A 14,844-nucleotide genomic window follows, 5' to 3' on the forward strand; every position below is an offset into this window, starting at 1 on the left:
ATGACGTCGCTGCTCGCGCCCCTTGCCCTCGCCGTTGAGCGCCGCTTCGGCTATCCGCAGCACCTGATCGAGACCGTCGGGCATCCCGTAATGTGGTTCGGCTGGCTGATTTCCTGGCTTGAAACATGTCTCAACACGCCCGCCCGGAGCAACGAGCAGCGCAAGCTTGCAGGACTCGTGGCGCTCGGCCTCCTGCTCCTGGCTGTGCTGATCGTCACTGTCGGCATCTCCACCATTCTGTCCTGGTTGCCGCTCGGCTGGCTGGTGGAGATGCTGTTGGCCACGACCTTGCTCGCCCAGAAGGAGCTGGGCCGCGCCGTCAGCGCCGTGTCGGAAGCCCTGCGCGCTTCCCTTTCGGCCGGTCGTGAGGCGGTGAGCCATATTGTGGGCCGCGATCCCGAGCGCCTCGACGAAGCCGGCGTGGCCCGCGCTGCCGTCGAAACGCTGGCCGAGAGCACGTCGGATGGCGTTGTGGCGCCGTGGTTTTTCCTCGTTCTGTTCGGCCTGCCGGGCATCGCGCTCTACAAGGCCGTCAACACCGCAGACTCCATGATCGGTCATCGCAACGAGCGCTATCTGCACTATGGCTGGGCAGCGGCCCGGCTCGACGACGTGCTCAACTGGATTCCCGCACGCCTCAGCGCGCTTCTCGTCACGCTGGCCTGCTTCTTCGTGCCCGGCGCCAGCCCGTCTGCCGCCTGGGCCACGGCACGTCGCGATGCAGTAAAACATGACAGCCCCAATGCCGGCTGGCCCGAGGCCGCTTTTGCCGGGGCGCTGAACTTCACCCTCGGCGGGCCGCGCAGCTATGACGGGGAGATCATCGATCTGCCCGCTTTTGGTTCCGGGAAGTCATCACTGGGCCCCAGCGACATCCTCCTGGCTCTGTTGCTCTATCGCCGTACGCTCGACGTACTCCTTGGCCTCAGCGTGGCGATCGGCATCATTTTGCTGTTCAGGTGAGCGAGGCCGGGCTCTCGCCCTTCATCGTCAGCGGCAATCCGGCGGCGACGAAATAGACGTCCTCGCAAATTTCGCCCAGCCGCTGGTGCGTGGCGCCGGCAAGGTCCCGGAAGGTTCGGGCCATGGCATTGTCCGGCACGATACCCAGCCCCACTTCATTGGACACCAGGATCACCTTGGCCTGGCGGAATTCGAGCAGCGTCGCGCACAACTCCCCCACGGCGGTCGAAACGTCGTCATTGTCCATCAGCAGGTTGGTGATCCAGAGCGTCAGGCAATCGACGAGGATCACATCATGGTTCGCCCCGATTCGCACGAGCGCCCGGGACAGGTCCTTGGGCTCTTCGACCGTCGTGAAGCGCGCCCCGCGCGCGGCCTGGTGGCTGCTCACCCGGTCCTGCATTTCTCCGTCGAGCACGCTGGCTGTCGCCAGATAAGCCGGCCTTGCACCCGAATGCAGCGCCAGGCGCTCGGCAAAAGCTGTCTTGCCAGACCGGGCGCCGCCTAATACCAGACAATGTCGTGTCATCGGTCAAACCTCATTCCGGCCGCCGCGCCGGCCTTTGTCCGTCCACCCTGGCTGCAATGGCATGCCGCTGCAAGCCGTTCCTCGCAACTCCAATTGGCACTCGAGCCGTCTTCGAAACGCAGACGAACCGAACGATTTCTGCCATATGATACTTTCGTCTTAGCATCTTTCGCATTATGGTCCGCGCCGAATTGACCCCCTAATCTGGACCTGCGCCGGGTAATGTCTTCGGCGCTGTTCCCATGATCGATGGAGATGCCGTTCGTGCCCCGATATTACCTTGGCGTCGATGGTGGCGGTACCAATTGCCGCGTGCGCCTCGCCAATGAGAATCTGGAAACACTGGCGGAGGTGAAGAACGGCCGCTCCAATCTCCAGATCGACAATGGGGAGCCTGCCTTCAAGGCCATCAGCGACGGAACCCGGGACGTCTTCAAGGCTGCCGGCATCGACTATGCCGAGACCGCCAATACCTATGCCTGTTTCGGCATGGCGGGCGGCCGCATGGATTCGGCGCGAGACGCCTTTGCCGCGCGGCCCTGGCCCTTTGCCGGGGTCAAGGTCTACGACGATATCGACATCGCCCATGCCGGCGCCCTGGGTGGGCAAGAGGGCGGGGTGGTCATCATCGGTACCGGTTCGGCCGCCATGTCCATCGTCGATGGCAAGCGCCATCAGGCAGGTGGCTGGGGCTTCCATATCGGCGACCAGATGAGCGGCGCCATTCTGGGCCGCGAGCTGGCCCGCTACGCCGTGGAGGCCGAGGATGGCCTGGTCGAGGCGTCCCCGCTCACCCGGGCGGTGATCGCCGCGCTCGGTGGCGACAACCAGGCCGCCATGACCTGGTCGTTCACCACCGATCTGGGGCTGAGCCTTACCGGCAATGAAGGCGCCGAGGACCAGGCGCTGATCGGCCGCGCCCCGGGCGAATACGGCAAGCTGATGCACATCCTGTTCGAATACATGGACAAGGGCGATCCGGTGGCCGACAAGATGCTGGCCATCCAGATGGGCTCCATCGACACCTATGTGAACTGGTTCAAGGGCCACGGCGCCGGGGTCATGGCCATTGTCGGCGGTCTGGGTCAGCGCCTTTTCCCCGAGCTGCAAAAGCGCTATGGCGATTTCGTTGCTCTGCCCAAATACGAACCCCTGCACGGTGCGGTCATTCTCGCACGGCAGAACTTCGCCTCGAACTAAAGGACTACGCACGTGTCCAGCCGCATCATCCCCGTCCAGCCTTTCGACTATGTGGTCTTCGGCGCCACCGGCGACCTGACCAAGCGCAAGCTGGTGCCGGCGCTCTATCACCGGTTTCTCGATGGGCAGTTCGACGACCAGAGCCGGATCATCGGCGCCTCGCGTACCAAGCTCAGCCCGGCCGAGTTTCAGAAGCTGGTCCGCGACGCACTCGAGCAATTCGTCGAGAAGGATTACCAGGACGCCGAGGCGATCGACAAATTCGTCTCCATCTGCACCTATGTGCCGGTCGACGCCAGCAAGCCCGAGGAATCGGGTGACCTGGGCAAGGCGCTGCGCAACGATCCCAAGGTGGTGCGCGCCTTCTATCTCGCGGTCGCCCCGGATCTGTTCGAGCCCATCGCCGAATATCTGCACGCCAAGAAGCTCTATCGCCGCGATGCGCGCGTCGTCATCGAGAAGCCGCTCGGCCACGATCTGGCCTCGAGCCAGGAGATCAATGACGGCGTCGCCAAGATCTTCAAGGAAGATCAGGTCTATCGTATCGATCACTATCTCGGCAAAGAGACGGTGCAGAACCTTTTGGCCCTGCGCTTTGCCAATACACTCTTCGAGCCGGTCTGGAATTCGGCCCATATCGACCACGTGCAATTGACCGTGGCCGAAAGCGTCGGCGCGGGCACGCGCGGCTATTACGACGAGAGTGGCGCCCTGCGCGACATGATCCAGAACCATATGCTGCAGCTGCTCTGCCTTGTGGCCATGGAGCCCCCCGCCAGCGACGACGCCAATGCCCTGCGCGACGAAAAGCTCAAGGTGTTGCGCGCCCTGCGACCTATCGTCAACGGCGAAGTCGCCAAAGAAACCGTGCGCGGTCAATATCGCGGCGTGAAGTCCGAAACCGCTTCGGTGGCCTCCTACCAGGACGAACTGCCCGAGGAAAAGAAGGGCAGCCGCACCGAAACCTTCGTGGCGCTCAAGGCCCATATCGATAATTGGCGCTGGGCCGGCGTGCCGTTCTACCTGCGCACCGGCAAGCGCATGGCCGAGCGCGTCTCGGAAATCTGCATCCAGTTCAAGCCGATCCCGCACTCGATCTTCGATCACGCCGAAGGCGCGCCCAAGCCCAACAAGCTCATCATCCGCCTGCAGCCCGACGAGGGCGTCAAGCTCATGATGATGATCAAGGACCCCGGTCCAGGCGGCATGCGCCTGCGCGAAGTGCCGCTCAATCTCTCCTTTGCCGAAACCTTCAGCGAGCGCACGCCCGAAGCCTATGAGCGCCTGTTGATGGACGTCATTCGTGGCAGCCAGACCCTGTTCATGCGCCGCGACGAGCTGGAAGCGGCCTGGATGTGGGTTGACCCGATCCGCCAGGCCTGGGACCGTGCGACCGAGCCGCCGCAGACCTACACGGCCGGCACCTGGGGCCCCAGCGGTGCCGTGGCGCTGATCGAGCGCGATGGCCGCACCTGGTATGAAGGAACGAACTGACGTGACCATTGACCGCCGCAGCTTTGCCGACAAGTCGACCCTTGCCAGGGAACTGGCCGAGTCCGTGGCCGATCGCATCCGCGCGGCCATTGCCGAGCGCGGCTCGGCGTCCATAGCGGTCAGCGGCGGCTCGACGCCGGGCAAGTTCTTCCAGGCGCTGGGCAAGACGCGCGACATCGACTGGGAAAAGGTGGTCGTCACCCTCGTGGACGAGCGCTGGGTCGACGAAACCAGCGACCGCTCCAACGCGCTTTTGGTCAACGAAAAAATGTTGCAGGGCCCGGCAGCCACGGCGCGCTTCTTTCCGCTCTATTCGGGTGGCACCGAGCCCGACGCGGCACAGGTCGCCAAGACCAATGCGTTGATGGCCGATCTGCCCAGGCCTTTTGCTGCGGTCATTCTCGGCATGGGCAATGACGGTCACACGGCCTCGTTCTTTCCCGGCGGCGACACGCTGGATGAAGCGCTGAGCGCCGAGGGCCCGACGCTCGCCATTCGCGCTCCCGGCGCCGGCGAGCCGCGCATCACCTTCACCTTGCCGCGCCTGCTTGAAACCGATGGCCTCTACCTCCACATCGAGGGCGACGAAAAGGCCACCGTGCTCGATGCGGCCCTGGGCGAAGGCGCGGTCGAAGACATGCCGATCCGGGCCGTGCTGCGCTCCGGCGCGCCGATTTCAGTTTACTGGTGTCCCTGACGCTCCTGGGGCGGTCCCCAATCGACCGCCCTGGCCGCTAAGGAACGACCAGTTGTTTATGCAAGGATAATCCGCGCCAGCGGCTCCCCTTTGGCGCGCCCTTGCGAGCTATGGAGCCGAGAACATGACTGTCCGCCAGGCCATCCAGGACGTGACCGATCGCATCGCCGCGCGCAGCCGCGATACGAGGCGCGACTACCTCAACCGCCTTGATGCCGCCAAGGAGCAGGGCGTTTATCGCGGGGCGCTCTCCTGCGGCAACCTCGCCCATGGCTTTGCCGCCTGCAGCCCGTCCGAAAAGGCCGCCCTGGCCGGCAACAAGGCGCTCAACCTGGGCATCGTCACCTCCTATAACGATATGCTGAGCGCCCATCAGCCCTATCAATTCTATCCCGATATCATCAAGGAAGCCGCCCGCGAGATCGGCGCCACGGCCCAGGTCGCCGGCGGCGTGCCCGCCATGTGCGACGGCGTCACCCAGGGCCAGCCGGGCATGGACCTGTCGCTGTTTTCCCGCGACGTCATCGCCATGTCGACCGCCATTGCGCTGAGCCACAACATGTTCGACGCGGCCGTTTATCTGGGTATCTGCGACAAGATCGTCCCGGGCCTCGTCATCGGCGCCCTGGCCTTCGGCCACCTGCCGGCCGTCTTCGTCCCCGCCGGCCCCATGCCCTCGGGCCTGCCCAATGATGAAAAGTCCAAGATTCGCCAGCTCTATGCCGAAGGCAAGGTTGGACGCGCCGAACTGCTCGAGGCCGAGAGCAAATCCTACCACTCCCCGGGCACCTGTACTTTCTACGGCACCGCCAATTCCAACCAGATGCTCATGGAGATCATGGGCCTGCATCTGCCGGGCGCCAGCTTCGTCAATCCGGGCACGCCCCTGCGCGATGCCCTGACCCGCGAGGCGACACGCCGCGCCCTGTCGTTGACCAAGGAAGGCAATAATTATACGCCCATCGGCCACATCCTCGATGAGAAGGCCTTCGTCAATGGCCTTGTGGGCCTGCATGCCACCGGCGGCTCCACCAACCACACCATGCATCTGATCGCCATGGCCGCCGCAGCGGGCCTGCAGATCACCTGGGACGACATGAGCGATCTGTCCGACGCTACGCCGCTTCTTGCGCGCGTCTATCCCAACGGCGTCGCCGACGTGAACCATTTCCACGCCGCCGGCGGCATGGGCTTTCTCATCAAGGAACTGCTCGAAAGCGGCCACCTTCACGAGGACGTCAAGACTGTCTGGGGTTCGGGCCTATCCAATTATTCGGTCGAGGCCAAGCTGGTCGAAAACCAGCTGGCCTTCGAGCCGGCGCCCGCTGAAAGCGCGCTGCCCAAGGTGCTCACCAGCGCCCGCGAACCGTTCCAGGAAAGCGGTGGCCTCAAGCTCCTTGCCGGCAATCTCGGCCGCTCGGTCATCAAGGTGTCCGCGGTCAAGCCCGAGCATCGCGTCATCGAGGCGCCGGCCCGGGTGTTCCACAGCCAGGAAGGTCTTCAGGCCGCGTTCAAGGCTGGCGAACTCAATACCGACATGATCGCCGTCGTCCGTTTCGCCGGCCCCAAGGCCCTCGGCATGCCCGAATTGCATAACCTGACCCCGCCGCTCAGCGTCCTTCAGGCGCGGGGCCTCAAGGTCGCGCTGCTCACCGATGGCCGCATGTCCGGCGCTTCGGGCAAGGTGCCTGCCGCTATCCACATGACCCCCGAGGCGGTCGATGGCGGCCCGATCTCCAAAATCCGCGACGGCGACATGATCCGGCTCGACGCCAATGAGGGCACGCTGACCTTCCTGGGCGACGAGAAGGAATTTTTCTCCCGCACCCCCGCCACCGAAGATCTGCGCAGCCAGCATTTCGGCATGGGCCGCGAGCTCTTCGCCGGTTTCCGCAATCTGGTGGGTGTCGCCGACCGGGGCGCCAGCGTCTTCAACTGATCCCGACATAGCGGGCGCGCGGCCTGATCAGCGCGCCCGTTTCAATCTGCTCCAGCGCATGGGCGATCCAGCCGACGCTGCGCGCCAGCGCAAAGAGCTGGAGCGGCGCGTCGTTCGGCAGATCGAACGCCGCGCTCATGGCGGTCAGTGCGAAGTCGATATTGGGTTTTTCGCCGCTCGCCTCCTCTCCCTCGGCGGCCAGCTGCGCGAAGAGCGCGGGCATCGCAAAGCTGCCCAGCAATGCAGCCGCCCGCACGTCGCCGTCCCGATAGAGTCGGTGGCCGAAGCAGGGCAGGGAGCCCGCCTGGCGCAGATGGACGCTTACCGCTTGCCGCGCCCCTGTCGTCGTCGCGCTTTGGACGAGGCCGGCCATGCTCTGGCTGGCATTGCCGTGTAGCGGTCCGGACAAGGCCGCCAGCCCGGCCAGGATGGCCGCTGATAAAGGCGCCCCTGTCGATGCCGTTACCCGCGCGGCAAAGGTTGAGGCATTGAGCTCGTGTTCGGCAAGCAGCACCAGAGCCCGGCGGATCGGGTCGGCGGCGTCCGGCCTTCCCCAAAGCCGGGCCAGGCGCTCATGGACCGGCGCCGATCCCGGAGCGGCCAGCGCGCTTGCGAGGTAGGACACGGACCGCGCCGCATCGCCCAGAAGCACCGCGCGGTTGCGCCCGGCAGCGGGCAGGTCGGTTGCTGCGAGTTCGGCAATGGCGCGATAGGCGGCGGCCATGCCTGGCACCAGGGCCCGAGCCCGCCCGGCAAAATCGATTTCACCCGGCGCTGACCAGAGCAGTCGCGCCACCGCACCCAGCGTCGCATGCCCTGCCAATTCAATGGCATCCTGGCCCCGATAGAGCAGGCGCCCGTCGGCAATGCTGGAAATGGCCGTTTCCAGTACCGGCTCACCCCAGGAAATGCTCTCGGCCGCCACCAGCCTGGCGGGCCGTCGACCGCGCTGGCGGGCGGCCAGCCGCGCCACATCCTCCTCGCGATAGAGCCGCCGCCGCGGATCGGCGGGATCCGGTTTGGCTGCTATCCGTCCCCGGCTCACATTGGCGTAGAGCGTCTGCGGCTTGGTCCCCAGAAGCGCCAGCGCCGCCGCTGCACTGATCCAGCTCATCTGCCCTCACATTGATCAATTGCATCAAGATTGACGTCAATCTTGATCGGGCCAATCTAGGGTCAAACAACTAGGAGACGCAACATGTCCGGCCTCGATGACGTCATTGCCGCCGAAACCGCCCTGTCCGAAGTCGATGGCATCAATGGTCGCTTGGTGATCTGCGGGCACCGCCTCGACGCGCTGGCGGGCCGAACCGCCTATGAAGGCGTTCTGGCGCTGCTCTTTGCCGATCTGTGCCGTGGCGACGAGGGCGCTATCGGCCAAAAGCTGAGCCAGGCTCGTGGCCGGGCCTTTGCCGAACTCGCCTACCTCGATGACGCCCTCCTCGACCTCTCCGTCACCGAAGGGCTGAGAGCGTTGATGGCGCGGCTGCCCGATGGCGAGGACAGCGCCGTCGCCTTGCTTCTGACCGCAGCCCCTGCCGTGTTCGTGCCCGCCCTCATCCGCCGCAAGGCCGGGCTTGACGCTGTGGCGCCGCAATCTGGTCTCTCCCACGCCGCAGACATGCTGGCCATGCTCACCGGCGCCACGCCCAGCCCGGCATCCATCAGCGCCCTCGACACCTATCTGGTGACGGTTTCCGATCATGGCCTCAATGCCTCGACTTTTGCCGCTCGCGTAGTCGCCTCCACCCGCGCCGGCTACACCTCGGCCGTGCTGGCGGCGTTGGGTGCGCTCAAGGGCCCGCTCCATGGCGGCGCACCCGGGCCGGTGCTGGATATGCTCGACGCAGTGGGCCAGCCCGACCTGGCCCAGGTTTGGCTCTCCACTGCACTGGCGCGCGGTGACCGGCTCATGGGCTTCGGCCACCGCATCTATCGCGTTCGCGACCCGCGCGCCGATGCGCTCAAGGCTGCCTTGCACCGCCTGGGTGCAGCCGGCGGCATGAATGCCGACCGCCTCGCTCTTGCCGAAGCGGTCGAGCGGGAGGCTCTCTCCCTCCTGCACCGCGCCAAGCCGGATCGGCGGCTCGAAACCAACGTGGAATTCTTCACCGCGCTTCTGCTCGAGGCGCTCGGCTTCCCGCGCGAGGCATTTACCGGCGTCTTCGCCGCCGGCCGGGTCGGCGGCTGGATCGCCCATGCCCATGAGCAGGTCGACAAGGGCCGCCTGATCCGTCCGCAATCGCTCTATGTCGGTCCAAAGGCCGCCTAGCCGAGCCAATCGGCAAGGGTCGGCCCATCCGCTGCACCCAGCGCATGGCCCCCGGCCAGCACGCGCAGCGTTACAGCCGCGCCGGCCCGGCCCAGCACCTCGGCCAGCCTTTCGCCCTGCGGGCGGAAGGCATCGGTCTCGCCGAGGACGATCAAAACCGTGATGCCGCTAAGATCGGTCGCCGGCACCTCATCCAGCACCATGACCGGTCGCAGCAGCACGGCCCGCCGCACCATGCCCGGATGCAGTATCATGGCCGCGCCGAGCAGGTTCGCACCATTGGAATAGCCCAGGGCGATCATCCGCTCCGGGTCGAGCCCATAGGCGCCACGCGCCTCCTCGAAAAATGCCTCGAGCGCCCCGGATTCGAACCGCACGTCCTTCTGGTCGAAGATCATCGGTCCCAGCGCGCGGAACCAGCGCCGCGTGCCGTCCTCGGTGCTGCGGCCGCGCAGGCCCAGCAGCGTTGCATCAGGCGCCGCCTCATGCGCCAGCGGCATCAGGTCGGTCTCGTCCCCGCCCGTGCCATGCAGCAGTACCAGCGTCGTCCCATCAGGCGCCGCCGGCGTAAAGAACCGATGCTTGTAGATGAGGTCTCGATAAACCACGCGTTCTTCGCCCGGCAGTGCGAACTGGGGCAGCATCACCTTCATGGCTTCCGGGTCCGGCGTCTCCGGCGGCATGAACAATGTCGTGCCCAGCGTTTCCAGCGGTTCGTCCAAGGTAAAGCCCGGCCCATCGCTGGCCATTTCGATCAGCACGCCTCCTGGCTCGCGCACATAGAGGGAGGTGAAATAATTGCGGTCATGCACATTGGTAAGGCTCGAATTGCGCCGGCGCAGGTCCGCCGCCACCGCTTCTACTTCTGCCGCATCCGCTGCCCGCAGGGCCACATGGTCTGCCGTACCCGTCCCGGGTGCTCCCGGCCAGAACCCAGCCGCATCCCGCACATCGAGCACGTCGCCTGTGTCCGATACCAGCCGCTGGATTGGTCCTTCGCGGCGCTCGGCGCGAAACCCGAAGGATCGCGTCAGAAAATCGACGCTCTCCTCCTGCACCTCTGTCAGCAGGGTAACCCCGCGGATACGCCTGACCCTGTGTCCGGCCGGAACATCGCCGTCCGGCATGTCGAGGGCAGGCAGGTCCGCGCTCACCAGTTTGATCACGATCCCGTCGGGGTCGCGCAGCCGGAGCACGGTCTCGCCGAATTCCTGCCCCGTGCCGTCGCTCCTCACCCCCAGGCGCAAGGCCCGCTCGATCCAGAAGCCGATCGAGCCCGGCGCTACCGCAAGCGCCACTTCGCTTATCTGCCCGGCACCCACGCCGCCCGACGATCCGCCCTGCCACACGAGAAATGTCAGCAGCGATCCCGGGCTGGCGTCATGATCGCCATAGAACAGGTGCAACTGCCGCGCATCCTCATAGCCACCGGTGCGCTTGACCAGCCGCAGGCCCAGAAAGCCGACATAGAAATCCACATTGGCCTGCACATCGCCGGTAATGAGCGTGACGTGATGGATGCCGGAGGTCATCGGCTTCTCCCGAACAGGCGCTCGATGTCACCCTTTTTCAGTTCCACATAGGTGGGGCGGCCATGGATGCACTGGCCCGAATGCGGTGTCGCTTCCATGTCGCGGAGCAGGGCGTTCATCTCGTCGACGCGCAACCGCCGCCCCGACCGTACAGACCCGTGACAGGCCATTCGTGCGATAATCGCCTCCATCCGGTCCGTCAGCGCGGCCGCGCTGTCCCATTCCGCCAATCCATCGGCCAGGTCGCGCACGAGGCCGGAAATATCGGTATTGCCCAGGATAGCCGGCGTTTCCCGCACGGCGATGGCGCGCGGCCCGAAACGGTCGAGATAGAGCCCGAAAGCCTCCAGTTCCGGCGCCGCCTCTTCCAGTCGCCCGCAATCTTCTTCCGGCAATTCGACGATCACCGGAATAAGCTGGGCCTGGCTGGCCACCGGCCCCGACGCCATCTGCGCCTTGAACCGCTCATAGACCAGCCGTTCATGGGCCGCATGCTGGTCCACCAGCAACAGCCCGGCATCGTTCTGGGCAATGATGTAATTGTCGAACATCTGCGCCCGCGCCGTGCCCAGCGGATAATCCACCAGCTCCGTCACGCTCTCGACCGCCTCGACACGCCCGCTAGGCTCGGTAAACCCCGAAAGTTGCCCAGGCGCCCGGTTGAGATGAAGCGGCGCGCGCTCCATGCCCCAGCCCGTGGATATTGGCCGCTCCAGCACTGGGGAAGTCTCGCCGCCGCTGGGCAAGGCAGGCGCCATGTCAGGCGCGGTAAAGGCGCCTAGGATATCGTCGGCGACGCTGGTCGAGGCCTTGAAGCCCGCCGCCGCCAGCGCCATGCCGATGGCCCGGATCACGGCGCTGCGCACCGCACCCTGGTCCTGGAATCGCAACTCGGCCTTGGCCGGGTGCACGTTGACGTCCACTGCCGCCGGGTCGATGGCGATATAGAGCGCCACGACCGGAAAGCGGTCGCGGAACACATAATCGGCATAGGCGGCGCGCACCGCACCCACCAGCACCTTGTCGCGCACCGACCGGCCATTGACGAAATAGAACTGGCTGAGCGAATTGGCCCGCGTATAGGTCGGCAGGCCCGCCATCCCGGCCACCACCACGCCATGGCGCGCATTGGCCAGCACCGCGGCATTCTCAACGAAATCGGCGCCCATCACCTGGCCCAGCCGTGCCGCCAGCGCGCCTTCGCCCGTCACTGCCGGCCAGTTGGAGGTGCTGCGATCGCTCCCCTCCAGCACGAAGTGGATATCAGGATTGGCCATGGCCAGCCGCTTGATCACATCGGTAATGGCGCTGCTCTCGGCCCGCACGCCCTTGAGGAATTTGCGGCGCGCCGGCACCTGCGCGAAAATATCCTTCACCTCGATGACCGTGCCGCGGTTCATCGCCTGCGGCATTGGCCCGCTGCGCCGGCCATTGTCCACCACCAGCACGAGGCCGCTTTCGGCCTCCTGCGTGCGCGAGGCCACCGAAAGCCGCGCCACCGAGCCGATCGAGGCCAGCGCCTCGCCCCGGAACCCCAGCGTCCTGATGTCATCGAGATCGTCGGCGGAGAGTTTCGAAGTGGCGTGCCGCTCCACGCTCAGCAGCAGATCGTTTCGATCCATGCCATGGCCATCGTCGCTGATGCGGATCAGGTCCATGCCGCCATTGGCAGTCGTGATGACGATGCGTCTTGCCCCCGCATCGATGGAATTTTCGACCAGTTCCTTGACCACGCTGGCCGGCCGCTCGACCACTTCGCCGGCGGCAATGCGGTTGATCAGGTCTTCGGGCAATTGACGGATGGGCAAGGCGATTCTCCTGTCCCGCCAATATAGGGCAGGGCTTTGCGCTTTCCGACCCGCTTTCCCCGATTGTGCCCAGCCCAGGGCCCTCCTGCTGCAGCCGGGCGCACGGACGGATGCGTTAAGTGATTGACCAGCGCCGCTGGTCGGGGTCACCTAGCGCAATGACTGTACCACCCCTGTCCCGGCAGCCGATACTGACCAGGCGCATCGATGCCTTCTGGGATGCGATGGCGCAGCGTTTCTCCATGCCGGGCCTGTTGGTCGGCTCGATCTTCTTTGCCCTCTCGCTCACCCCCTCGCTGCTTCCCCGCACGGAGATCGTCCAGGGCGTCCTTTCGGGCTGCTGCTTTGCCGTGGGCTATGGCTTCGGCAACCTGGGCCATTGGCTCTGGGGTTTTCTCGGACTCAAGGTGCCGCCTGGGCGGGTGACGCGTGCGCTGGGCATGCTCGTGGCCCTGGTCGGGCTGGCGCTGGTGGTCCTGGCGCTGTCCTATGCCAATACCTGGCAGAATTCGGTGCGCCAGGTCATGCAGCTGCCGCCGGTGGATCGCTCCCAGCCACTCGTGATCGCCGCCGTCGCCATCCCCATCGCCTCGGCTCTGATGGTCATGGGCTGGCTTCTCGTGCTGCTCGTGCGGCTGGTCTGGTCGTGGCTGGCGCCGCATCTGCCGCGCCGGGCGGCCCTGGTCCTTGCCACGCTTCTGGTGGCCATCGTCGTCGGTGCCCTTGTCAATAACCTCTTCTGGCGCAGCGCCCTGCGCGCCGCCGACAATTTCTACGAGCGGCTCGATGCCTTGGTCTCCACCGACGACGCGGCCCCACAGGAAGCCTGGAAGACCGGCAGCGCCCAGTCGCTGATTGACTGGGAGACGATCGGCAAGGATTCGCGCATCTATATCCAGTCCGGCCCCGGCGCTGCCGATATCACGCGCGTCACCGGGCGCCCCGCCATCGAGCCGCTGCGCACCTATGTGGGCCTGCGCTCGGCGCCCAGCGTGGAAGAGCGGGCCCAATTGGCGCTCGACGAATTGCTGCGCGTGGGCGCTTTCGAGCGCTCCGTGCTGGTGCTGATCATGCCCGTCGGTACCGGCTGGGTGGATCGGGCCGGCATCGACACGCTCGAATATCTCCATGCCGGCGACGTCGCCAGCGTCGCGGTGCAATATTCCTATCTCACCAGCGCGCTCTCGCTTCTGGTGGAGCCCAGTTATGGCGCCGAAACCGCTCAGGCCCTGTTCGATCTGGTCTATGGCTATTGGACGGCGCTGCCGCGCGACCAGCGTCCGCGTCTTTATCTGCATGGCCTCAGCCTGGGAGCCATGGCATCGCAGAATTCGACCACCGTCTACGACGTCCTGGGCGATCCCTTCGATGGCGCGCTCTGGGTGGGCCCGCCCTTCTCCAGCAGCATCTGGGGCCGCGTCACCGAAAGCCGCCAGCCCGGCACGCCCTATTGGTTGCCCCGCTTCGGCAATTCCTCCGCCATCCGCTTCATGAACCAGTCCGGCGGCATCGGCTGGGACGCTGTGCCCTGGGGGCCCATGCGCATCGTTTTCCTGCAATATGCCAGCGATCCCATCGTGTTCTTTTCTTTCGATGCGGACTGGCAGCGACCAGAATGGTTCGACGAGCCGCGCGGCCCCGATGTCTCTCCGGCGCTCAATTGGTATCCGATGGTCACGTTCCTGCAATTGGCGCTCGACACGGCCCTGTCGCAAACCGCACCGGTGGGCTATGGACACGTCTATTCGCCGCGCGACTATATCGATGCCTGGTACGAGGTAACCCAGCCGCCGGGATGGACCCGCGCCCAGCGCGATGCGCTCAAGGCGGCGATCGATCCCGATGCCTATTCTGCGTTGCCACAATGACTGACCCAATCGAAAAACCCATGGACCTCGCGCTGCGCCTCGCCGAGGAAGCGGCGGCCCATGGCGAAGCGCCCATCGGCGCGGTGATCGTCGAAAACGGCCGCGTCCTTGCTGCGGAGCGAAACCGCATGCAGGCCATGGGCGACCCGACTGCCCATGCCGAAATGCTGGCGATCCGCAGCGCCTTGGCCGCGCGCGGCACCGGCCGGCTCGATGGCTGCGATCTCTATGTGACGCTCGAGCCCTGCGCCATGTGCGCCGGGGCCATTGCCCATACCCGCCTGCGCCGGGTGTATTTTGCCGCCGAGGACATCAAGGCCGGTGCGGTTGAGAACGGTGTGCGCCTCTTCGACCAGCCCAGTTGCCACCATCGACCGGAAGTGATCGGCGGGCTCTCGTCCGCGCGCGCCCAGGCACTGCTCGTGGCGTTCTTCAAGTCCCTGCGGTAAAGGCCCGCCCGCCACAGGGCAGGGGCATCTAACATGATGTTAAAAATATTTGACTCAATGTCAAAAATGACGGATATCAAGTGCAGAATACTT

12 protein-coding genes are annotated in these 14,844 nt (G+C 65.4%); 8 read left to right on the forward strand and 4 right to left on the reverse strand.

All coding sequences use genetic code 11. The features are described from left to right. On the forward strand, positions 1-963 hold the full coding sequence (cbiB, locus tag VE26_RS01260) for an adenosylcobinamide-phosphate synthase CbiB (RefSeq protein ID WP_046103426.1): 963 nt from the start codon (positions 1-3) through the stop codon (positions 961-963). Here cbiB and cobU read toward each other — a convergent pair. After that, on the reverse strand, positions 956-1,492 hold the full coding sequence (cobU, locus tag VE26_RS01265) for a bifunctional adenosylcobinamide kinase/adenosylcobinamide-phosphate guanylyltransferase (RefSeq protein WP_046103427.1): 537 nt from the start codon (positions 1,490-1,492) through the stop codon (positions 956-958). The two genes, cbiB and cobU, sit on opposite strands and share 8 nt — an antisense overlap. Positions 1,493-1,756: 264 nt before the next feature. Between cobU and VE26_RS01270 the strand changes: the two genes are divergently transcribed. From VE26_RS01270 to edd, 4 genes are all read left to right on the forward strand, one after another. Next, complete coding sequence (locus tag VE26_RS01270; RefSeq protein WP_160297775.1) at positions 1,757-2,692, forward strand: glucosamine kinase nucleotide-binding domain-containing protein; 936 nt, start codon at positions 1,757-1,759, stop codon at positions 2,690-2,692. A gap of 12 nt (positions 2,693-2,704) precedes the next feature. Next, entirely contained in the window at positions 2,705-4,186 is a 1,482-nt protein-coding gene (gene zwf / locus VE26_RS01275; protein WP_046103429.1) for a glucose-6-phosphate dehydrogenase, read from the forward strand. Further along, entirely contained in the window at positions 4,170-4,883 is a 714-nt protein-coding gene (gene pgl, locus VE26_RS01280) for a 6-phosphogluconolactonase (RefSeq protein ID WP_046103430.1), read from the forward strand. The genes zwf and pgl overlap by 17 nt, the downstream gene beginning before the upstream one ends. A gap of 124 nt (positions 4,884-5,007) precedes the next feature. Continuing rightward, on the forward strand, positions 5,008-6,822 hold the full coding sequence (gene edd, locus VE26_RS01285; RefSeq protein ID WP_046103431.1) for a phosphogluconate dehydratase: 1,815 nt from the start codon (positions 5,008-5,010) through the stop codon (positions 6,820-6,822). Here the strand turns inward: edd and VE26_RS01290 are convergent. Then, positions 6,815-7,936 (reverse strand): citrate synthase, encoded by a 1,122-nt coding sequence (locus tag VE26_RS01290; RefSeq protein ID WP_046103432.1) that lies wholly within the window; start codon positions 7,934-7,936, stop codon positions 6,815-6,817. The two genes, edd and VE26_RS01290, sit on opposite strands and share 8 nt — an antisense overlap. An 84-nt stretch (positions 7,937-8,020) precedes the next feature. Between VE26_RS01290 and VE26_RS01295 the strand changes: the two genes are divergently transcribed. Next, entirely contained in the window at positions 8,021-9,094 is a 1,074-nt protein-coding gene (locus VE26_RS01295; RefSeq protein ID WP_046103433.1) for a citrate synthase/methylcitrate synthase, read from the forward strand. Here VE26_RS01295 and VE26_RS01300 read toward each other — a convergent pair. Beyond that, a complete protein-coding gene (locus tag VE26_RS01300) occupies positions 9,091-10,626 on the reverse strand; it encodes a VOC family protein (RefSeq protein WP_046103434.1) in 1,536 nt (511 codons plus the stop codon). The genes VE26_RS01295 and VE26_RS01300 overlap by 4 nt on opposite strands. Further along, positions 10,623-12,434 (reverse strand): DNA mismatch repair endonuclease MutL, encoded by a 1,812-nt coding sequence (gene mutL / locus VE26_RS01305; RefSeq protein WP_046103435.1) that lies wholly within the window; start codon positions 12,432-12,434, stop codon positions 10,623-10,625. Before mutL ends, VE26_RS01300 begins: the two co-directional genes overlap by 4 nt. 158 nt (positions 12,435-12,592) lie before the next feature. On the opposite strand from mutL, the gene VE26_RS01310 reads away from it, so the two are divergent. Then, positions 12,593-14,302, forward strand: a complete 1,710-nt coding sequence (locus tag VE26_RS01310) for an alpha/beta hydrolase (protein WP_084619838.1) — start codon at positions 12,593-12,595, stop codon at positions 14,300-14,302. Continuing rightward, positions 14,299-14,751: a nucleoside deaminase gene (locus tag VE26_RS01315; protein ID WP_046103436.1), complete on the forward strand. Its 453-nt coding sequence runs from the start codon at positions 14,299-14,301 to the stop codon at positions 14,749-14,751. The genes VE26_RS01310 and VE26_RS01315 overlap by 4 nt, the downstream gene beginning before the upstream one ends. Positions 14,752-14,844 lie beyond the last annotated feature (93 nt).

It is taken from the genome of Devosia chinhatensis (genome assembly GCF_000969445.1).
GTDB lineage: Bacteria > Pseudomonadota > Alphaproteobacteria > Rhizobiales > Devosiaceae > Devosia > Devosia chinhatensis.